Here is a 20545-nt window from a genome sequence, read left to right as displayed (position 1 = left end):
TGGCCTCGCGGAGGCGCTTGACCTGAGCGGGCTCAGGAGGTCTCGTCGGCGGGAACGGGGAGATCGTCCGCCGGCTCGGGAGCGGTGGACGACGGTGCCGCGTCGGCGGACTCGGACTGCTCGCGCACCACGCGACCGCCCTCGGCGGCGCGCTGGAGGGTGTCCTGGAAGTCCACACCCGTGGTGGACTTGACCATGTCGAGCACCTGGGCGAGACCGACCGAGATGTTCTGGCCGATCTTGGCCTCCCCATCGGTGGAGAACACCGAGAGGTTGTCGATGTTCGAGTAGGGCGCCGCCAGCTCATTGGCGACGGACGGCAGCACCTCGAGCACCTGCGCGAGGACCGCGGCGTCGTTGAACTGCTTGTACGCCTCGGCACGGGCACGCGTCGTCTCCGCCTCGGCGTCGCCCTTGGCCAGGATGGCGGCCGCCTCGGCCTCACCCTTGGCGCGCAGCGAGTCGGCTTCGGCCTGACCCTCGAGCCGGACCGCCTCGGCGTCCTTCGAACGACGCTGCAGCTCGACCTCGGCCTCGGCCCGGCCCCGGGCCTCGATCGAGAATGCTTCCGCCTCGGAGGTGACCTTGCGGGCCTCCGCGCGGTTGCGCTCGTCGGTCAGCTCCGCCTCGGACTGCGCCACGCGGGCGTACTTCTTGGAGTCGGCGTCCTGCTGCTCGGCGTAGCGCTTGGCCTCGGCCGGCTTGTGGACCTCCGCGATCAGCTGCTTCTCGCGCAGGTCGTTGTTGCGGACAGCGATCAGCTCGTCCTGCTCGATGATCTTCTGCTGCTGCGCGGCGCGGGCCAGCGGACCGGCGGCGTCCGCGATCGCCTGACGGGCGTCGGTCTCCTCCTTGATCTCGGCCTGGCGCAGATCGAAGGACTGCTTCGATTCCGCCTCCTGCTGCAGGTTGAGGTTCTTCGCCTGGGTGGACTCCCGGTTGGCGTCCGATTCGGCGATGGCGGCGCGCTTGGCCACCAGGGCCGCCTCGGGCCGGCCCCAGTCGCGCAGGTATGAGCCGTCGTCCTCGATCGCGGAGATCTGGAAGGTATCGATGACCAGACCCTGATTGTTCATCGAATGCTCGGCCTCGGCCTGGACCTGGCTGGCGAAGGATGCGCGATCGCGGATGATCTGCTCGACCGTCAGCGTGCCGACCACGGCGCGCAGGGTGCCCGAGAGGATCTCCTGGGTGTAGTGGTCGATCTGCTGCTGCTGATCGAGGAAGCGCTGCGAGGCCTTGCGGACATCCTCGATATTGCCGCCGACCTTGACCTGCGCCACCCCGCGCAGTCGCAGGAAGATGCCGTTCATCGAGTAGCCCTCGACCTCGACCGGGATCTGCCGCGAGCTCAGGCTCAGCACGAACGCGCGGTCCACGATGGGCCGCACGATAGCGCGACCGCCGATGATCACACGGGCGCTGCCCGATTCGAGATCGATGTCGCCGGTCGGGCTGGTCTTCGCATTGCGGCCGGTGATGATCAGTGCTTCGTTCGGAGCCGCGATCCGATAGCTGCGCATCAGCATCACGGCCAGGATCAGGACCGCGACGAGCAGCACCGCCGCGCCGCCCAGGATCGGTATGAGTGCTTCCATGGAGTCCCCTCAGTCAGTAGTGGGCGGATCTCCTCCGTCCGAGACCCGCCGAGGGACAGTCTTCCATCGAACGCCGCTGTATGGCGGTCGATCTCAGAACCGGACCAGATGCCGCTGACCTGGTGCGATACGCCAATCGCCGGCACGGTCCCAGCGCTCGTCTCACGATGTGTGCAGTACGTCCGCATGATGGGATGTGCGGGCTAGGGTCGGCGCTCGTGAACAGCACTCCGCCTTCTCCTCACCTCACGTCCGCGCCTGCGGCGGCACCAGCCAACACGCGCGGGCGCGTCATCACCGCGTCGATGGTCGGCACGACGATCGAGTTCTTCGACTTCTACGCGTACGCCACTGCGGCGTCCCTGGTCTTCCCGCAGCTCTTCTTCCCCACCCAGACCCCGGCGAACCAGCTGCTGAGCTCGTTCGCGGTCTTCGGAGTCGCGTTCGTGGCCCGGCCGCTGGGCTCCCTCATGTTCGGTCACTTCGGGGACCGCGTCGGTCGCAAGACCACGCTGGTGGCGAGCTTGCTGATGATGGGCATCGCCACGTTCCTGATCGGTGTGCTGCCCACCGCATCGACGCCCGGCTTCGCGTTCCTGGCGCCGGCCATCCTGGTGCTCCTGCGCTTCTGCCAGGGCGTGGGCCTCGGCGGGGAGTGGTCCGGCGCCGCGCTGCTGGCGACCGAGAACGCCCCGCCGGGCAAGCGCGCGCTGTACGGGACGTTCCCGCAGCTCGGCGCGCCGATCGGGTTCATCCTCTCCAACCTGCTGTTCGTGGTCCTCAGCGTCACGATGACCGACGAGCAGTTCATGACGTGGGGCTGGCGCCTGCCGTTCCTGCTCTCGGCCATCCTGGTCGTGGTGGGCCTGTGGGTGCGGCTGAAACTCATGGAGAGCCCGGCGTTCCAGAAGGTCATCGACGAGCAGCGGGTCGCCGCGGTGCCGATCGCCCGGGTCTTCCGCACCGCCTGGAAGCCGCTGATCCTGGCCACCATCGCCATGGTCGCCACCTACGTGCTCTTCTACCTGATGACCGCCTTTCTCATGGTCGTCGGCACCACCGTCGCCGACGAGGAGACCGCCCGCGCCGCCGCCGAAGCCGCCGGCAACGAGTTCAACCCCGACGCCTTCACGCCCGGCCTCGGCTATGAGCGGCCCGAGTTCCTGACCATGCTGATCATCGGCGTCGTGTTCTTCGGGATCTTCACCCTGGTCTCCGGTCCGCTCGCGGACCGGATCGGTCGCCGCAAGCTGCTGCTCGGCGTCACCGCCGGGATCGTCGTCTTCGGCCTGCTGATCGAGCCCCTGATCCACGCCGGCACGATCGGTGTGATGGCCACGCTGATCCTCGGATTCACGCTGATGGGCCTCACGTTCGGACCGATGGCGGCGTTCCTCCCGGAGATGTTCACGGCTGACGTCCGCTACACCGGCAGCGCGGTCAGCTACAACATGGCCTCGGTGATCGGAGCCGCGCCCGCCCCGTACGCGATGATCGCGCTGTGGCAGCTGATGGACGGTCCGCTGTGGCTGGTGGGCGGCTACCTGACGCTCGCCGCATTCATCACGCTCGCCGCACTGCTCATCGGCAAGGAGACCCGCGAGATCGACTACCTGGCGTGACTGCGTGACTGCGTGACTGCGTGACTGTTCGACTGCGCGGCTGCCGCGTGCGCGGTCACGTGGTCGACGAGCACGGTTCACGTCAGAAGAGGGCGGCCCCGTCAGGGACCGCCCTCTTCCGGCGCTCAGGTTCCTGCGCTCAGCGCGTCGGGGCCCGGCGCGCTCGACCGAGCGCCCGGCGCCCGCGCGCCGCTCAGCTCTCGCGGTGGCTGCGGTAATACCGGATCAGCGAGGCCGTCGAGGAATCCTCGCTCCCGATCGCCGCGTCGTCCCCCGCCACGGCCGCGCCGAGGTCCTTGGCGAGCTGCTTGCCGAGCTCCACGCCCCACTGGTCGAAGGAGTTGATGCCCCACACGACGCCCTGGACGAACGTGATGTGCTCGTACAGGGCGATCAGCTGGCCCAGCACGGACGGCGTGAGCTTCGGCGCCATGATCGACGTGGTGGGACGGTCGCCGGAGAACTCCCGGGCGGCCACCAGCGGTCCCTCGGTGCCCTCGGCCCGTACCTCCTCGGCGCTCTTGCCGAAGGCCAGCGCCTTGGTCTGGGCGAAGAAGTTGGCCAGGAACAGCTCGTGGACGTCCTGGTCGCCGTCGGCCAGCGCGTGGTTGGGCGTGGCGAAGGCGATGAAATCGGCCGGGACGATGCGGGTTCCCTGATGGATCAGCTGGTAGAAGGCGTGCTGACCGTTGGTGCCGGGCTCGCCCCAGAACACCTCGCCGGTCTCCGTGGCCGCGGTCGAGCCGTCCCAGCGCACGGACTTGCCGTTGGATTCCATGGTCAGCTGCTGGAGGTAGGCCGGGAAGCGGTGCAGGTACTGGGAGTAGGGGAGGACCGCATGGGTCTCCGCCTCCAGGAAGTTCACATTCCACACGTTGATCAGGCCCATCAGCAGCGGCACGTTCGCCTCGGCCGGCGCGGTGCGGAAGTGCTCGTCCATCGCGTGGAAGCCGGACAGCAGCTCCTCGAACACCTCCGGGCCGAGCACGACGGCCAGCACCGTCCCGATCGCGGAGTCCACGGAGTAGCGGCCCCCCACCCAGTCCCAGAAGCCGAAGGCGTTGTCAGGATCGATCCCGAAGGCCTCGACCTTGTCCAGCGCGGTGGAGACGGCCACGAAGTGCTTGGCCACGGCCTCCCTCTCCTGCTCGGGCGTGAGCGCGGCGTTCTCCCGCAGCCCCGACAGCAGCCACTGACGAACCAGGCGCGCGTTGGTGAGGGTCTCCAGGGTGGTGAAGGTCTTCGACGCGACGATCACCAGGGTGGTCTCGGGGTCGAGGTCCTCGGTGGTGGCGTAGACGTCGGTCGGGTCGATGTTGGAGATGAAGCGGGCCTCGAGGCCGTCCTGCGCCAGGGGACGCAGCGCTTCGTAGACCATGACCGGGCCCAGATCGCTGCCTCCGATGCCGATGTTGACCACGGTCCGGATCGGCTTGCCGGTCACGCCTGTCCACTGCCCGGAGCGGACCGCGTTCGCGAAGTCGTACACCCGGCGCAGGGTGGCCTGGACGTCCCGATCGATCTCCTGGCCGTCCACGACCAGGGCGTCCGGGGTGCCGACGGGCCGACGCAGCGCAGTGTGCAGCACCGCACGGTCCTCGGTGGTGTTGATGTGCTCGCCGGCGAACATCGCGTCACGGCGCTGCTCGACGCCGACCTCACGGGCCAGCCGCTGGAGCAGCTCCATCGTCTCGGGCGTGATCAGATTCTTGGACAGGTCCACGTGGAGGTCGGCGGCCTCGAGGCTGAAGCGCTCCGCGCGGTCGGGATCGGCGTCGAACCATTCGCGCAGGGAGCCGGTCAGCTCGAGGTCGTGCGCCTCGAGAGCCTCCCAGGCGGCGGTGGAAGTCGGGTCGACGGGGGCGGACGAAGCGGCGTTCGAAGCAGTCATACCGCCATTGAACACCGTCAGCCGCGATCGCCGACACCCCGCGGGAGTCGCGTCGAGCGCCCATGTGCGCATGTGTGCTGTGCGCGCCCTGCCGCGCTCGGCTCCGGGCGGACCGCCGCGCTGGACATCTGCGGGGCGGGCGCCGTGCGACAGGGCGAGGTGTCGCGGACGAGACCGAAGCGTTACCGACAGGTGGACTGTCATTGACAGCCGAGGGTGCACACTGGCTTAAGCGTCGTGTGTGACGAAGCACGATGACCACAGCCCGAGTCATCTCCGAGGAGACCCCCATGGCCTTTTCCCGACGATCCCTCATGTTCGGTACCGCAGTCACCGGCGCTGCCGCGACCCTCGCCGCCTGCTCCGGTGGGGGAGACGGTGGCGGTTCCGGCGACGGCGGAGGATCCGGCGAGCCCGTCCTGGCCAATGGCACCGAGCCCCAGAACCCGCTGATCCCCACCAGCACCAACGAGGTCGGTGGTGGCCGCGTGGTCACGTCGATCTTCTCCGGGCTCGTGTACTACACGGCCGAGGGCAAGGTCGAGAACGAGATGGCCGAGTCCATCGAGTCCGAGGACAACCAGACCTGGACCATCACGCTGAAGGCCGACCAGAAGTTCTCCGACGGCACGCCGCTGACCGCGAAGAACTATGTGGACGCCTGGAACTTCGGGGCGAACGCCACCAACGCTCAGCTGAGCAACTCGTTCTTCGAGCCCATCGAGGGGTACGACGAGGTCTCGGCCGACGACGCCACCGAGGACATGACGATGTCCGGCCTCGAAGTCGTCGACGACACCACGTTCACGGTCAAGCTCGTCTCGCCCCAGTCGGACTTCCCGAGCCGCCTGGGCTACACCGCGTACTCCCCGCTGCCGGAATCCGCCTTCGAGGACATGGAGGCCTTCGGCGAGAAGCCCGTCGGCAACGGGCCCTACATGGTCGACACCTGGACCCACGACTCCGAGATCGTGCTGGTCCCGAACCCCGAGTACGCCGGCGCCCGCCCGGCCCAGAACGCCGGCGTCACCTTCGTGATCTACGCGGACAACGACACGATGTACAACGACCTTCAGTCGGGCGCCGTGGACGTCACCGACCAGATCCCGGACTCCGCGCTGGAGTCCTTCGAGGACGAGCTCGGCGACCGTGCGGTGAACGCCCCCGGAGCGGTGTTCCAGTCGTTCACGATCCCCAACTACGACCCCCAGTTCCAGGGCGAGGTCGGCAAGCTGCGGCGCAAGGCGATCTCCTACGCCATCGACCGTGACTCGATCTGCGAGAACCTGTTCTTCGGCACCCGCACCCCGGCGACCGACTTCGTGGCCCCGGTGATCGACGGCGGTGGCCAGACCGATATCCCCGGCGCCGAGGTCCTCACCTTCGACGAGGCGCAGGCTCAGGAGCTGTGGGCCCAGGCGGAGGAGATGGAGCCCTTCGAGGGACCCTTCACCCTGTCCTACAACGCCGACGGTCCGCACCAGAGCTGGGTCGAGGCAGTCTGCAACTCGATCTCCAACGTGCTGGGCATCGAGGCGTCCGGACAGCCGTTCCCGGCCTTCGGCGAGTTCCGCGAGCAGATCACCAACCGCGAGCTCGAGGGATCGTTCCGGTCCGGCTGGCAGGCCGACTACCCGTCGGTCTACAACTTCCTCGGACCGCTGTACTCGTCCGCCGCGGCCGATGGCGGCGGCAGCAACGACGGCGATTACAAGAACCCCGAGTTCGACGCCCTGCTCGAGGAGGGCCTGGCCGCTCCCGACCAGGATGCCGCGCTGGAGAAGTACAAGGAGGCTCAGGCGATCCTCCTCGAGGACCTGCCGGTGATCCCGCTGTGGTACCAGAACACCTTCGGCGGTTACTCGGACCTGGTCTCGAACGTGGAGTACGGATGGGACACGGTGCCGCTGTACTACGAGATCACCAAGTGATCCTCTGTGACGGATCAGACGTCGTTGCGGTCTGAACCGAACTGATCCGTCACACCCGTCAGCGGGGATCGGGCCGAGCCCGGTTCCCGCTGTCGTGCGCCCGGTACCCTTCGTCCCGGGCTGCCCGCCGGGGCCTGTGCCCCGAATCCGACGTCGAAAGCGAACAACGTGATCTGGTACATCGTGCGGCGATTGCTGCAGATGATCCCCGTGTTCCTCGGTGCCACCCTCATCGTCTATCTGATGGCCTTCGCCTCCGCCGGCGATCCCATCGCGACGATCGCCGGGGACAAACCCATCTCCGCGGCCATCGAGGACCAGCTGAGGCAGCAGTACAACCTCGACAAGCCGGTCCTGATCCAGTGGCTGATCTACCTGGGGAACCTGGTCCAAGGCGACTTCGGCGTCGGCTTCAACGGCCGGCCCATCGCGGATCAGATCGCCGCGGCGTTCCCGGTCACGTTCCGGCTCGCGATCATGGCGGTGGTCATCGAGGCAGTCTTCGGTGTGATCGCCGGCGTGATCTCCGGGCTGAAGAAGGGCACGCTGATCGACACCACGCTGCTGATGGTGTCCCTGCTGCTGATCGCGGTGCCGACCTTCGTCATCGGCTTCGTCGCCCAGTTCGTGCTCGGCGTCCAGCTGGGCGTGGTGCCCGTCAATGTAGGCCGTGATCCGTCCTTCGTGAACCTGCTGGTCCCGGCCACCGTGCTGGGAGCCGTCTCCTTCGCCTATGTGCTGCGCCTGACCCGCACCTCGGTCGCCGAGGTCGCCACGGCCGACCACGTCCGCACCGCGACCGCGAAGGGCCTCTCCCGCGGCGGCGTGATCACCAAGCACATCCTGCGCAACTCGCTCATCCCCGTCGTCACCTTCATCGGTGCCGATCTGGGCGCCCTCATGGGCGGGGCCATCGTCACCGAGCGCATCTTCAACATCAGCGGCATCGGCTCGCTGCTCTTCCGGGCCATCAACGACGGTGAGAGCCCGCTGATCGTCTCGATCGTGACGCTGCTGGTGATCATCTTCCTGCTCGCCAACCTCATCGTGGACCTGCTCTACGCCGTGCTCGACCCGAGGATCCGTTATGCCCAGTGAAGCCCGCGCCATCCGCCCCTCGGCGGAGCACTACGTCGCGCCGCTCGAGGAGACCCCGCTACAGGCCGTCGACGCCGTCGACACCACCGCGACACCGCGTTCAATGTGGGGCGAGGCCCTGCACAGCCTGATCCGCAACCCGGTCTTCATCATCTCCGCGATCATGATCCTGGGACTGCTGTTCATCGCCGCGTTCCCCGGCGTGTTCACGGATCAGGACCCGACCTACGGCGACCTCTCGCAAGCGCGGGAGGAACCCAGCGGCGAACATCCCTTCGGCACCACGATCCAGGGCTACGACGTGCTCGCACGCACGCTGTACGGGGCCCGCGCCTCGGTGACGGTCGGCTTCTTCACGATGATCCTCTCGACGCTGATCGGCAGCGTGCTGGGCTCGATCGCGGGCTTCGTCGGCGGCATCTTCGACGCGATCCTCTCCCGCGTGACCGACATCTTCTTCGCGGTCCCCCTGATCCTCGGCGCCATCGTGATCGGCAACCGCTTCGACAACATCAACGTGTGGATCGTGGTCCTCGTGCTCGGCATCTTCGGGTGGACCAACATCGCCCGCATCATGCGCGGCTCCGTCATCTCGGTGAAGAACCAGGACTTCGTGACGGCCTCGACGGCACTCGGCGCCTCACGCACGTCGATCCTGCTGAAGCATGTGATCCCCAACGCGATCGCCCCGGTGATCGTCACGGCCACCGTGAACCTCGGCGTGTACATCGTGGCCGAGGCGACCCTGACGTTCCTCGGCGTCGGGCTGCCGCCCTCGGCAGTGTCCTGGGGCGGGGACATCTCCACCGCGCGGGACGCTCTGCGCTCCCAGCCGATGATGCTGTTCTACCCCTCGTTGGCGCTGGCCATCACCGTTCTGAGCTTCATCATGCTCGGTGACGCCGTGCGCGACGCCCTCGACCCGAAGGCGAAGAAGCGATGACCACCACCTCTCCGCAGTCCCAGCCCTTCTCCCAGCCGGAGAACCCGGGAGGGAAGCCGGCCGAGCCCCTGCTCGAGCTCTCCGATCTCGAGATCACGTTCACGACCTCCTCGGGTCCCGTGCAGGGCGTCCGGGCCGCGAATCTCGAGGTCTATCCCGGCGAGACCGTCGCGATCGTGGGCGAGTCCGGATCGGGCAAGTCCACCACCGCGATGAGCATCGCCCGGCTGCTGCCCGAGAACGGTTCGGTCACCGCCGGCTCGATCCGCTTCGCCGGACGGGACATCACTGATGTGCCCATGCGCGAGATCCTCGCCCTGCGCGGCAGCGAGATCGGACTGGTCCCGCAGGATCCGATGAGCAACCTCAACCCCATGTGGAAGGTCGGCTCCCAGATCCAGGAGGCTCTGACCGCGAACAACGTGGTCAAGGGCTCCGCCGCGCACGAGCGGACCATCGAGCTGCTGAAGGAGGCCGGCCTTCCCGATGCGGAGCGCCGCGCCAACCAGTACCCGCACGAGTTCTCGGGCGGCATGAAGCAGCGTGCGCTGATCGCGATGGGCCTGGCCGCGCGCCCGAAGCTGCTCATCGCCGACGAACCCACCAGCGCCCTGGACGTCACCGTCCAGCAGCAGATCCTCGACCATCTCGACTCGCTGACCAAGGAGCTCGGGGTCGCGGTTCTGCTGATCACCCATGACCTCGGCCTCGCCGCCGAGCGCGCCCAGAACCTGGTGGTCATGTACAAGGGCCGCGTCGTCGAGGCCGGCCCGGCGCTGGAGATCCTGCAGAAGCCGCAGCATCCCTACACCAAGCGGCTCATCGCGGCCGCGCCGTCGCTGGCCTCGCGCCGACTGGTCTCCGTCAGCGAGCGCGAGCGCACCTCCGCCGAAGCCCGGCGCCATGCGGCCGAACGGGACGACGCTCCGGGTCAGGGCTCCGCCGACGAGGCGGTGATCCAGGTCGAGCACCTGACCAAGGACTTCCCGATCCGTGGGGCCGTGCCGTGGAGATCCACGCCGTTCCGCGCCGTCGACGACGTCTCCTTCGAGCTCCAGCGCGGCACCACCACGGCGATCGTGGGGGAGTCCGGCTCCGGCAAGTCGACCGTCGCGCAGATGGTCCTGCGGCTGCTGAAGCCCACCTCCGGCCGCGTGCTCTTCGAAGGCAAGGACGTCACGACGCACTCGCGCCGGGAGCTGAAGACGCTGCGCAGCAAGGTGCAGCCGATCTTCCAGAACCCCTACGGCACGCTGGATCCGATGTACTCGATCTATCGCACCATCGAGGAGCCGATGCGGCTGCACGGCATCGGCGACGCCAGGAGCAGGGAGGCCAGGGTGCGCGACCTGCTGGAGAAGGTCTCGCTGCCGGCCTCGATGATGCAGCGCTACCCCAACGAGCTCTCGGGCGGTCAGCGCCAGCGCATCGCGATCGCCCGCGCCCTCGCCCTGGACCCGGAGGTCGTCATCTGCGACGAGGCGGTCTCGGCGCTCGACGTGCTGGTCCAGGCCCAGGTGCTCGACCTGCTCAATGACCTGCAGGCCGAGCTGGGACTGTCCTATCTCTTCATCACCCATGACCTCGCGGTGGTTCGTCAGATCGCGGACCGCACGCTGGTCATGGAGAAGGGTGAGGTCGTCGAGCAGGGGACCACCGACGAGGTCTTCCACGATCCGCAGCAGGACTACACGAAGCGCCTGCTCGCGGCGATCCCCGGCCGGACCATCCCGCTCGCGGGGGCCGAGACGATCGACGTCGACGCGCCCGCGGAGACGACAGCGGACACGGCCGCGGACGACGCGGGGGAGACCGCCGATCCGCGACCGGACGACGTGATCGATCCGTTCTCGCAGTCGGGCCACGTCTGACCCCATGGCGCCCGCGGGATCGCGTTCGCGGTCCCCGGGGGCGCCATGGCGTCGAAACTCTCACTCCCTCGCCCCTGGGACTCGGCGCCCAGGCCGGTAGGATCGCTATGGCCCTGGAGCGGGCCGCACCCTGTGCGGCCGGGCGCTGCTCGGTCCGTGACCCGTCCCGCGACCCGAAACGAGCCTTCACGCATGACTCCCCGCCTCCGCACAGACCTGCGAAACGTCGCCATCGTCGCCCACGTCGACCACGGCAAGACGACCCTCGTCGACGCCATGCTCACCCAGGGTGGCGCCTTCGGCGACCACGACACGCACGACGAGCGGGCCATGGACTCCGGTGAGCTGGAGCGCGAGAAGGGCATCACGATCCTCGCGAAGAACACCGCGATCCGCTACACCGGCCCCTCGGCCGCCGCGGCCGGCGAGCCCGACGGCATCACCATCAACGTCATCGACACCCCCGGCCACGCCGACTTCGGCGGCGAGGTCGAGCGCGGCCTGTCCATGGTCGACGGCGTCGTGCTGCTGGTGGACTCCTCCGAGGGCCCGCTGCCGCAGACCCGTTTCGTGCTGCGCAAGGCGCTCGCGGCGAAGCTGCCCGTGATCCTGGTGGTCAACAAGGTCGACCGTCCCGACGCCCGCATCGACGAGGTCGTGGGGGATTCCACCGACCTCCTGCTGGGCCTGGCCTCGGACCTCGCCGAGGAGAAGGACGACATCGACCTCGACGCGGTCCTGGACGTGCCGGTCGTCTACGCCTCCGGCAAGGCCGGTCGCGCCTCGACCACCAAGCCCGCCGATGGCGAGCTGCCCGAGGACACCACCGTCGAGCCGCTGTTCAAGACGATCCTCGAGTCGATCCCCGCCCCCAGCTACGACGACGAGATGCCGCTGCAGGCGCACGTGACCAACCTCGACGCCTCCCCGTTCCTGGGCCGTCTCGCCCTGCTGCGCATCAAGAACGGTGAGCTGACCAAGGGCGCGCAGGTCGCCTGGTGCACCCGCGACCAGACCGTCAAGCAGGTCAAGATCACCGAGCTGCTGGAGACCAAGGGGCTCTCCCGCGAGCCCATGACGCGCACCGCCCGCCCGGGCGACATCGTGGCCGTCGCCGGCATCCCCGACATCATGATCGGTGAGACCCTCGCCGACCTCTCGGATCCGCGCCCGCTGCCGCTGATCACCATCGACGATCCGGCGATCTCGATGACCATCGGCATCAACACGTCCCCGCTGGCCGGCAAGAACGGCAAGGGGCACAAGCTCACCGCCCGCCAGGTCAAGGACCGCCTGGACTCGGAGCTGATCGGCAACGTGTCCCTCAAGGTGCTGCCCACCGAGCGCCCCGACGCCTGGGAGGTCCAGGGCCGCGGCGAGCTGGCCCTGGCGATCCTCGTCGAGCAGATGCGCCGCGAGGGCTTCGAGCTGACTGTGGGCAAGCCCAAGGTGCTGACCCGTGAGATCGACGGCAAGGTCCACGAGCCGGTCGAGCGCATGATCGTCGACGTGCCGGAGGAGTACCTGGGCACCGTCACGCAGCTGATGGCCTCCCGCAAGGGCCGCATGGAGACGATGTCCAACCACGGCTCCGGCTGGGTCCGCATGGAGTTCGTGGTGCCCTCCCGCGGCCTGATCGGCTTCCGCACCCGGTTCCTCACCGAGACCCGCGGCAACGGCATCGCCTCCTCCTTCGCCGAGGGCTTCGAGCCGTGGATGGGACCGATCGAGTTCCGGGCCACCGGTTCCCTGGTCGCCGACCGCCCCGGCACGGTCACGCCGTTCGCGATGATCAACCTCCAGGAGCGCGGTTCCTTCTTCGTCGAGCCGACCAGCGAGGTCTACGCCGGTCAGGTCGTCGGCGAGAACTCCCGCAACGAGGACATGGACGTGAACATCACCAAGGAGAAGAAGCTGACGAACATGCGTGCAGCCTCCTCCGACTCCTTCGAGAACCTGATCCCGCCGCGCCGGCTGACGCTCGAGGAGTCCCTTGAGTTCGCCGGCGAGGACGAGTGCGTCGAGGTCACCCCGGAGATCGTGCGCATCCGCAAGGTCATCCTCGACGCCAACGAGCGCTCGCGGGCGAGGGCGAAGGCCAAGGCCGGGCGGTGATGCGGTGACGGCGCCGCAGCGCGGGCCGGGGGTCACGGTCGACACGAACTCCCTCGCCGCCCGCCTCACGCAGGCGACGATGGCGATCGTGCTGGCCGTCATCTCCGTGCTGCTGATGGTGACCACCCATCGCGTGCGCCTCGAGATCGGCGGCGTCGACTGGCCGGCCGGCCTGGTCTTCGGCGGCGCATTCCAGGTCGTGGCCTGCGTGTTTCTCTACGCGGCGACCGGATCCCGGCTGCCGGTGGTGGTGCTCGGCTGCCTGTGGGGACTGCTCGCCTCCCCGTTCCTCGGCCGCGGAGCGGGCGGTGGGGTGCTGATGCCCGCGGTGATCGGCGAGCAGACGCAGTACTCGGGATGGATCGTGCAGGGCCTCGGCGTGGCGATCCCGTTCGCCGTGGCGCTGGTCGTGACGCTGCGGCGGCGGCTGTCCGCGCGCTGATCGGGGACAATGATCACCATGAGCTCCGCGCGTCGCCCCGATTGGGCGACCCTCCCCAATGCCGTGACTCTGGTGCGCCTGGTGCTGCTGGTGCCGGTCTGCGTGCTGCTGGCGGGAGGGCCGGACACGGTCGCTGTCGTCCTGCTGCTGCTGTGGGCCTCGACGGACTGGGTCGACGGCGTGCTGGCCCGTGCGCTGAACCAGACCAGCCGCACCGGGGAGATCATCGATCCGATCGCCGATCGGCTGGGGCTCGCGGCGATCGTCCTGACCCTCACCCTCACGGGGCTGCTGCCCTGGCTGGCGCTGGTGGTGATCGTGCTCTCGGACGTGGCGGTCGCCCTGCTGGCGAGCCGGGCGGCCCTCGGCCGCCGGATCTCGGTCTCCGCACTCGGGAAGGTCCGCACGTTCGTGCTGATGGCCGCGGTGCTGCTGCTGGCCGCGGCGGCCGCCTGGGTGCCCGGTCTGCTCCCCGCGGTCCAGGCACTGCTGTGGGCCGGCGTGGCGATGCACGTGGTCGCCAGCGCGGACTACGTCCTCAGGGCGCGCCGGGCGCCGCGCGCCGCACCGGCGGGGGAGGGACCTCCTTCGCCGCGATGACCAGCCGTCGCGGGATCCGCACCTGGCCGCGCTTGGTCATCACCCGAACCTCCGCGTCGTCCGTCGTCAGGACGGTGCCCAGCGCGTCGGTCATCGATTCCCCGTGGGGCGAGGACTCGCGGTCGATCGCGTAGCGCAGCACCACGCGCCTGCCCGTCAGCAGGAAGGGCGCCCAGCCGGCACGCACCCGGTGTCCGTCGCGGATCGTCATCATGCAGTGCTCCTCGTTCGAGCGGTGGTTCGTTCCCCGGCGGTCCCGCTCAGCGCGCTGCCCGGGGCGTCCGGCCGACATCGTCTCAGGATGCCCGGCAGACATCGTGCCAGCACCTCGGCCGGAGACCGTGGCGAGGGTATCGCCGCCCGCCGTGTTCGTCGCGTCACGTCCGGCCCGCAGACTCTCGGTCGGCGGGCCGGTCCCGGCGCGGAATGAGATGATGGGGTCCGTCGCCGAGAGAAGGATGCTGCTCATGACCTATGTCATCGCGCTGCCGTGCGTGGACGTCAAGGACCGCGCGTGTGTGGACGAATGCCCGGTGGACTGCATCTACGAGGGCAACCGGATGCTCTACATCCAGCCCGACGAATGCGTGGACTGCGGAGCCTGCGAACCCGTGTGCCCCGTGGAGGCGATCTTCTACGAGGACGACACGCCGGACCAGTGGGCCGAGTACTACAACGCCAACGTCGACTTCTTCGACGACCTCGGTGCGCCGGGCGGCGCCGCCAAGATGGGCGTGATCGACAAGGACCACCCCCTCATCGAAGCCCTGCCCCCGCAGCCGAACCCGCTGGGCTGATCCGTGGCCGTCTCCGACCCGCAGGCCACCACCCGTCGCGGACTCGCCGGCCGCCTGCCCGCGTTCCCCTGGGACGCGCTGGCCACGGCCAAGAAGCGCGCCGCCGGTCACCCCGGGGGGATCGTCGACCTCTCCGTGGGAACCCCGGTGGATGCGACGCCGGCCTCGGTGCAGCAGGCCCTGATCGAGGCCGCGAACCGTCCCGGCTACCCCACGACCGTCGGCACCCCCGCCCTGCGCGAGGCCCTGGTGGACTTCGCGGGCCGCCACCGCGCGGCCCCCGCCCACCTCGGCACGGATGGCGTGCTGCCGACCGTCGGCTCCAAGGAGCTGGTCGCGCACCTGCCCTTCCAGCTCGGGCTCGGCCCGGAGGACGCCGTGGCGTTCCCGCACATCGCCTACCCCACCTACGACATGGGCGCCCGGTTCATCGGCGCCGAGTCGATCGCCGTGGACATGGCGGCCCTGGCAGCGCACGGGGACGCGGCGCTGCCCGATCCGTCGGCCGCCTCCCGCATCCGCCTGCTGTGGCTGAACTCCCCGTCGAACCCGACCGGGGACGTGCTCGATGCCGCGCAGATGGCGGCGATCGTGGCGTGGGCGCGCGAGCGCGGGATCATCGTCGCCTCCGACGAGTGCTATGCCCTGCTGCCGTGGACGGTGGACGAGGTACCCTCCGTGCTGGACCCGCGCGTCAGCGGCGGCGTCCTGGACGGCGTGCTCTGCGTGTACTCGCTGTCCAAGCAGTCCAACCTCGCCGGGTACCGCGCAGCCTTCGTCGCCGGCGACCCGCAGCTGGTCGGAGAGCTGGTGGCCGTGCGCAAGCAGGCCGGCATGATGCTCCCCGGCCCGATGCAGGACGCCATGACCGTCGCCCTCGGCGACGACGCTGCCGCCGCCGCCCAGCGTGAGATCTACCGCGGCCGCCGCGACGTCCTGGAGCCGGCCCTGCGCGCCGCCGGGGGAGAGATCCGCGGCTCGCAGGCGGGACTGTACCTGTGGACGACCTTCGCCGAGCCGGCGATGAGCACCGTCGACCGGCTCGCGGACGCCGGTGTCCTGGTCGCTCCGGGGATGTTCTATGGTGAGGGGGGCGATGTCTTCGTCCGTGTCGCTCTGACCGCGACCGACGAGCGGATCACCACCGCCGCCAGGCGCCTCGAGCGCCTCTGATACCTGCGCCGCCGGCGCCACCCACAGGTCCCACCACGCACAACGGAGAGCCCATGGATCACGAGACGTCCTCCGCCCAGCTCACGCTCGGGGACAAGTCCCTCGACCTCCCCCTCGTCCCCGCCGTCGAGGGGAACTCCGGCATCGGGATCGGGCCGCTGCGCAAGGAGACCGGAGAGGTCACCTACGACCCCGGTTTCATGAACACCGCCAACGCCAAGTCCGCGATCACCTACATCGACGGCGACGAGGGCATCCTCCGCTACCGCGGATACCCCATCGAGCAGCTCGCGGAGAAGTCCTCCTTCCTGGAGGTCTCCTACCTGCTGATCCACGGGGAGCTGCCCACCAAGGGCCAGCTGGAGAATTTCGAGGCCCAGGTGGAGCGGCGCACTCTGCTCGACGAGCGCTTCAAGCGCATGTTCGACGGGTACCCGCGCGACGCCCATCCCATGGCCGTGCTGCAGGCGGGCGTCTCGGGGCTGTCGACCTTCTACCAGGACTCCCTGGACCCCTTCAACGAGGAGCAGACCCGACTGTCCACCGTGCGCCTGCTGGCGAAGGTGCCGACGATGGCGGCCTACGCGCATCGCATCGCCCAGGGCCACGCGCTGCTGTACCCGGACAACCGGCTCTCGCTGATCGAGAACTTCCTGCGGCTGACCTTCGGCTTCCCGGTCGAGGACTACATCGCCGACCCCGTCGTGGTGCGCGCGATGGAGCAGCTGCTGATCCTGCACGCGGACCACGAGCAGAACTGCTCGACCTCCGCGGTGCGCCTGGTCGGCTCCGCGCAGGCGAACCTGTTCACCTCGATCTCCGCCGGCATCGGCGCGCTCTCGGGCCCCGCCCACGGCGGTGCCAACGCGGCCGTGATGGAGATGCTCGACGAGATCCAGGAGCGTGACCTGGATCCGCGCGAGTTCATGGAGAAGGTGAAGAACAAGGAGGACGGCATCCGGCTGATGGGCTTCGGCCACCGGGTGTACAAGAACTACGATCCTCGCGCCCGCTTCGTCAAGAAGATCGCCGACGACGTGCTCGAGACGCTCGGCGTCCACGACGAGCGTCTCGAACTGGCGATGAAGCTCGAGGAGATCGCGCTGAACGACGACTACTTCGTCGAGCGCAGGCTCTACCCCAACGTCGACTTCTACACCGGCATCATCTACAAGGCGATCGGGTTCCCGACGCACATGTTCACCGTGCTGTTCGCGATCGGCCGCCTGCCGGGCTGGATCGCGCAGTGGCAGGAGATGATCCACGACCCGGAGACGAAGATCGGCCGTCCCCGCCAGATCTACACCGGTCACGCCGAGCGCGAGTACGTGCCGATGGAGTCCCGCACGGGCACCACGGAGCTGCGCCTGGAGCAGCTCGCCTCGGAGCTCGAGGAGGAGCGGCGCGCCCAGCAGGAGAAGCTCGCCCAGGAGCGCCGTCTGGACCACTGAGACCGAACCGCTCCCGCCGGGGGACAGCACGACACCGCAGACCCGCCGCAGCGCATCGACGATGCGCCGCGGCGGGTCGTTCGCGTCGGGCGGGCCGGTGGCGCCGCGGTCAGGTACCGCTGACCAGCACCACGACGCGGTCGGGGTCGCCGCCGGCAGCCTCGCCCCAGACCGCGGCGTCATCCCCGCGCAGGCTGCGGTCCCATATCCGGCCCTGGTAGGAGACCTGCACGACGCCGTCCTCGGCGGCGCGGGCCACGGCCCAGTTGGCCACCGCCCAGCCCCGCCCCTCGTCCCCGTCGGGGTCGACCACCAGCGCGGTCGCTCCGGCGCCGGCGGGCAGCTGCGGGGCCACCGAGCCCGCGCCGGCGAGGGAGGAGGTCAGCGCTCCGGAGTCCGTCAGCCGCGGGAACTGGCGCTCTAGCTGCGCGCTGACCTGCTCGGGGGAGACGGTGCTGCCGACGGCGCCCAGTGTGCAGACGAGGTTCGGGCCCGACTGGCCGGTCAGCGCGGAGGCGTACAGCCGGCCCTCGGTCTCATGATCGCGGTACGCCTCGGGGTGACCGCTGCGCTGGACCCGCTGGGCGACGTCGTTGATGTCGGCGCTGGTGTACCCCTCGATCTGCTCGAGCGCGTCGTAGAAGGCATTGGTCGCATAGAGCGGATCCAGGAGCTCCTCCTCGCTGCCCCAGCCCTGTGAGGGCCGCTGCTGGAACAGCCCGAGCGAGTCACGGTCGCCGTAGTCGATGTTGCGCAGCTGCGACTCCTGGTAGGCGGTCGCCAGCGCGATCGACGCCGCCCGCGGCGGGAGGCCCCGGTCCACCGCCACCGCGCTGATGAGGGCGGCATTGGCCACGCGCTCGGTGGAGTAGCGGTGGCTGGTGCCCAGGCCGGTGGCCGTGCAGGTGCCGTCGTGCGCGGGTGAGCCGTAGCGCTCGAGGGCGAGGTAGGAGCCTCCGGCGATCCCGGCCAGCAGCAGCACCATGGTCAGCGGGATCGCCAGGTGCCGGACGAAGCCCCCGCGGGAGCGGGCGGTGCGTGCCACCTGATGCCCCCTTCGACCGTCAGTTCGCGTGCAGGGCGGCGTTGAGCTCGACGGTCTGACCCTGACGGGCGACGGCCTCGACCGCACCGGTCAGGGAGTTGCGGCGGAAGAGCAGGTTGGGCGTGCCCGAGAGCTCTCGGGCCTTGACCACGTGCTGCTCGCCCTCGGCGCCCCCGTCGGCCGCCTTCTCGCCGACCACGATCACCTTGGTGCCGGCGGTGAGGTAGAGACCCGCCTCGACCACGCAGTCGTCGCCGAGGGCGATGCCGATGCCGGCCTCCGCACCCACCAGCGAGCGACGGCCGATGCGCACGCGCTCGGAGCCGCCGCCGGAGAGGGTGCCCATTGTCGAGGCGCCGCCGCCGACGTCCGAGCCGTCCCCGACCACCACGCCCTGCGAGATGCGGCCCTCGATCATCGAGGTGCCCAGCGTGCCGGCGTTGAAGTTCACGAAGCCCTCGTGCATGACGGTGGTGCCCTCGGCCAGGTGCGCGCCCAGCCGCACCCGGTCCGCGTCCCCGATGCGCACGCCCGTGGGAAGGACGTAGTCGACCATGCGGGGGAACTTGTCGAGGCTGAACACGGTCGGAGTACGGCCGGCGGCGACGAGCCGCAGCCTGGTCTCCTCGAAGCCGGGAACGGCGCAGGGGCCCTCGGACGTCCACACCACGTTGGTCAGCGCCGAGAACAGGCCCTCGAGGTTCTGGGCGTTGGGCTGGACCAGGCGGTGGGAGAGCAGGTGCAGGCGCAGGTACGCATCGGCGGCGTCGGCCGGCGCGGCGGTCAGGTCGATGCTGCGCACCACGACCTCCTGCGTCGTGCCCCGTACCTCGTCGGCGTGGGCGGCGGCGCCGAGCTGGGCGTGCAGGGGGTGGGATTCGGGTGCCTCCGGGGCGCCGCCGAGCTGGGGGGAGGGGTACCAGGCGTCCAGCGTGGACCCGTCGGCGGCGATCGTGGCGAGCGCGATGCCCCAGGCGTGGGTCGCGGCGGGAGCGGTGGTGTCCGTCGTCGTAGTCATGGGGAGAGTCTACGAATCCTGGGTGGGAGGGGACGCGCCCCGGTCACCGACCGGCGGGGTCCTGAGTCCCGAACCACTCCGTCGCCCGGACCCGGCGCGCGATCTGCTCGAGCCGACCACTTCGGAGATGGACGCAGAGCACCGCGAGCAGGAGGGCCGCGACTCCGCCGCCCAGCGACCACAGAGCCGGCGGTATCAGCGCGCTCTCCTCTCCGCGCAGCAGCGTGATCAGCAGGATCGCGGCGCCCGCGCAGATCGCGATCACCCCTGCGGCGACCAGCAGCGCGGGCAGCAGCGCCCGCAGGATCGCGGGCCCCGCGGAGTCGCGCTGGAGGGGTCGGGCCAGGGGCAGCCCGCGGCCCAGCTGGCCCGGGCGGGAGACCGCCCAGTCCAGCAGCGCCCGGTCCCGCAGCCGGGTCGCGACCCGGCCGACGATCGCGGCGGCGATCAGGGCAGCGGCGGCGACCACGGCCAGCGGCCAGGAGCCCAGCGGGATCGCGCCGACGCCGGTCTCGTCGGAGGTCACCCCGAGGACGATCAGTGCGACCACGCATCCCAGCGCGACCAGCACCAGCGCGGTCTCCAGCACGCGCCACCCTCTCTGCCGTGCCGCCTGCTCCGCCTCCGCGGCGGAGGAGACCTCGTCGCAGACCTGATCAGCCCCCTCCTCGAGCACCACCCGGCGCTCGTCGGCCAGGCGCACGGCGAAGTCGTCGACGCTCTCCAGCGCCCGCAGGGACACGGCGTAGGTGGCGCGCTGAGCAGTGGTCAGCCAGGCGGTCAGCACCAGAGCGTCCGCCAGAGCCCGCTCCTCGGGGATCTGACTCGAGTTCGCGAGCGCACGGATCCGTGCGGCCCGGCGCCCGCCGAAGAGACCGCCCCGGGCGGCAGGGGCGCCATGGGACTGATGCCTCGGCGGCGTCGATGGGTTCTCCATGGGTCTCATGCTC

Annotated in this window: 17 protein-coding genes; 11 read left to right on the top strand and 6 right to left on the bottom strand. The window is 69.6% G+C overall.

The genetic code is table 11. The features are described from left to right. Positions 1-32: 32 nt before the first annotated feature. On the bottom strand, positions 33-1598 hold the full coding sequence (locus ACFQS2_RS15780) for a flotillin family protein (RefSeq protein ID WP_377794372.1): 1566 nt from the start codon (positions 1596-1598) through the stop codon (positions 33-35). A 194-nt stretch (positions 1599-1792) separates the two neighbouring features. On the opposite strand from ACFQS2_RS15780, the gene ACFQS2_RS15775 reads away from it, so the two are divergent. After that, the gene (locus tag ACFQS2_RS15775; RefSeq protein WP_377794371.1) at positions 1793-3220 is read left to right on the top strand and encodes an MFS transporter; all 1428 of its coding nucleotides are present in this window, start codon (positions 1793-1795) and stop codon (positions 3218-3220) included. Positions 3221-3413: 193 nt separating this feature from the next. On the opposite strand, the gene pgi is transcribed toward ACFQS2_RS15775, so the two are convergent. Next, the gene (pgi, locus tag ACFQS2_RS15770) at positions 3414-5111 is read right to left on the bottom strand and encodes a glucose-6-phosphate isomerase (protein ID WP_377794370.1); all 1698 of its coding nucleotides are present in this window, start codon (positions 5109-5111) and stop codon (positions 3414-3416) included. Between the two features lie 290 nt (positions 5112-5401). Here pgi and ACFQS2_RS15765 point away from each other — a divergent pair, with 290 nt between their 5' ends. From ACFQS2_RS15765 to ACFQS2_RS15735, 7 genes are all read left to right on the top strand, one after another. Then, on the top strand, positions 5402-7042 hold the full coding sequence (locus ACFQS2_RS15765) for an ABC transporter substrate-binding protein (protein WP_377794522.1): 1641 nt from the start codon (positions 5402-5404) through the stop codon (positions 7040-7042). Between the two features lie 168 nt (positions 7043-7210). Beyond that, positions 7211-8140, top strand: coding sequence for an ABC transporter permease (locus tag ACFQS2_RS15760; RefSeq protein WP_377019043.1), 930 nt, complete (start codon positions 7211-7213; stop codon positions 8138-8140). Beyond that, positions 8130-9083 (top strand): ABC transporter permease, encoded by a 954-nt coding sequence (locus tag ACFQS2_RS15755; RefSeq protein WP_377019044.1) that lies wholly within the window; start codon positions 8130-8132, stop codon positions 9081-9083. The genes ACFQS2_RS15760 and ACFQS2_RS15755 overlap by 11 nt, the downstream gene beginning before the upstream one ends. After that, complete coding sequence (locus ACFQS2_RS15750; protein ID WP_377794369.1) at positions 9080-10954, top strand: ABC transporter ATP-binding protein; 1875 nt, start codon at positions 9080-9082, stop codon at positions 10952-10954. Before ACFQS2_RS15755 ends, ACFQS2_RS15750 begins: the two co-directional genes overlap by 4 nt. Positions 10955-11146: 192 nt before the next feature. After that, the gene (gene typA / locus ACFQS2_RS15745) at positions 11147-13069 is read left to right on the top strand and encodes a translational GTPase TypA (protein ID WP_377794368.1); all 1923 of its coding nucleotides are present in this window, start codon (positions 11147-11149) and stop codon (positions 13067-13069) included. 4 nt (positions 13070-13073) lie between these two features. Then, positions 13074-13511 carry a hypothetical protein gene (locus tag ACFQS2_RS15740; protein WP_377794367.1) on the top strand — a complete coding sequence of 146 codons (438 nt, stop codon included), beginning with the start codon at positions 13074-13076 and terminating at the stop codon, positions 13509-13511. An 18-nt stretch (positions 13512-13529) separates the two neighbouring features. Beyond that, a complete protein-coding gene (locus ACFQS2_RS15735; protein ID WP_377794366.1) occupies positions 13530-14111 on the top strand; it encodes a CDP-alcohol phosphatidyltransferase family protein in 582 nt (193 codons plus the stop codon). Here ACFQS2_RS15735 and ACFQS2_RS15730 read toward each other — a convergent pair. Beyond that, positions 14050-14325, bottom strand: a complete 276-nt coding sequence (locus tag ACFQS2_RS15730) for an acetyltransferase (protein ID WP_377794365.1) — start codon at positions 14323-14325, stop codon at positions 14050-14052. The genes ACFQS2_RS15735 and ACFQS2_RS15730 overlap by 62 nt on opposite strands. A gap of 253 nt (positions 14326-14578) precedes the next feature. On the opposite strand from ACFQS2_RS15730, the gene fdxA reads away from it, so the two are divergent. The 3 genes from fdxA to ACFQS2_RS15715 are packed head-to-tail and all read left to right on the top strand — an operon-like array spanning position 14579 to position 17532. Continuing rightward, positions 14579-14908, top strand: a complete 330-nt coding sequence (gene fdxA, locus ACFQS2_RS15725) for a ferredoxin (RefSeq protein WP_377019050.1) — start codon at positions 14579-14581, stop codon at positions 14906-14908. A gap of 3 nt (positions 14909-14911) precedes the next feature. Further along, complete coding sequence (gene dapC / locus ACFQS2_RS15720; RefSeq protein ID WP_377794364.1) at positions 14912-16081, top strand: succinyldiaminopimelate transaminase; 1170 nt, start codon at positions 14912-14914, stop codon at positions 16079-16081. 53 nt (positions 16082-16134) lie between these two features. Next, on the top strand, positions 16135-17532 hold the full coding sequence (locus ACFQS2_RS15715) for a citrate synthase (protein WP_377019052.1): 1398 nt from the start codon (positions 16135-16137) through the stop codon (positions 17530-17532). Between the two features lie 109 nt (positions 17533-17641). Here ACFQS2_RS15715 and ACFQS2_RS15710 read toward each other — a convergent pair whose 3' ends face one another. The 3 genes from ACFQS2_RS15710 to ACFQS2_RS15700 all read right to left on the bottom strand — a co-directional run bounded on the left by ACFQS2_RS15710 (position 17642) and on the right by ACFQS2_RS15700 (position 20532). After that, entirely contained in the window at positions 17642-18517 is an 876-nt protein-coding gene (locus ACFQS2_RS15710; protein ID WP_377794520.1) for a hypothetical protein, read from the bottom strand. Between the two features lie 79 nt (positions 18518-18596). Continuing rightward, positions 18597-19595, bottom strand: coding sequence for a 2,3,4,5-tetrahydropyridine-2,6-dicarboxylate N-succinyltransferase (dapD, locus tag ACFQS2_RS15705; protein ID WP_377794363.1), 999 nt, complete (start codon positions 19593-19595; stop codon positions 18597-18599). 43 nt (positions 19596-19638) lie between these two features. Next, complete coding sequence (locus ACFQS2_RS15700) at positions 19639-20532, bottom strand: hypothetical protein (RefSeq protein WP_377794362.1); 894 nt, start codon at positions 20530-20532, stop codon at positions 19639-19641. Between the last annotated feature and the right edge of the window lie 13 nt (positions 20533-20545).

It is taken from the genome of Brachybacterium sp. GCM10030267, from assembly GCF_042666875.1.
Lineage (GTDB): Bacteria > Actinomycetota > Actinomycetes > Actinomycetales > Dermabacteraceae > Brachybacterium.
Note: the sequence above shows the minus strand (reverse complement) of the source record. Positions and strands in the feature narration are given on the sequence as shown.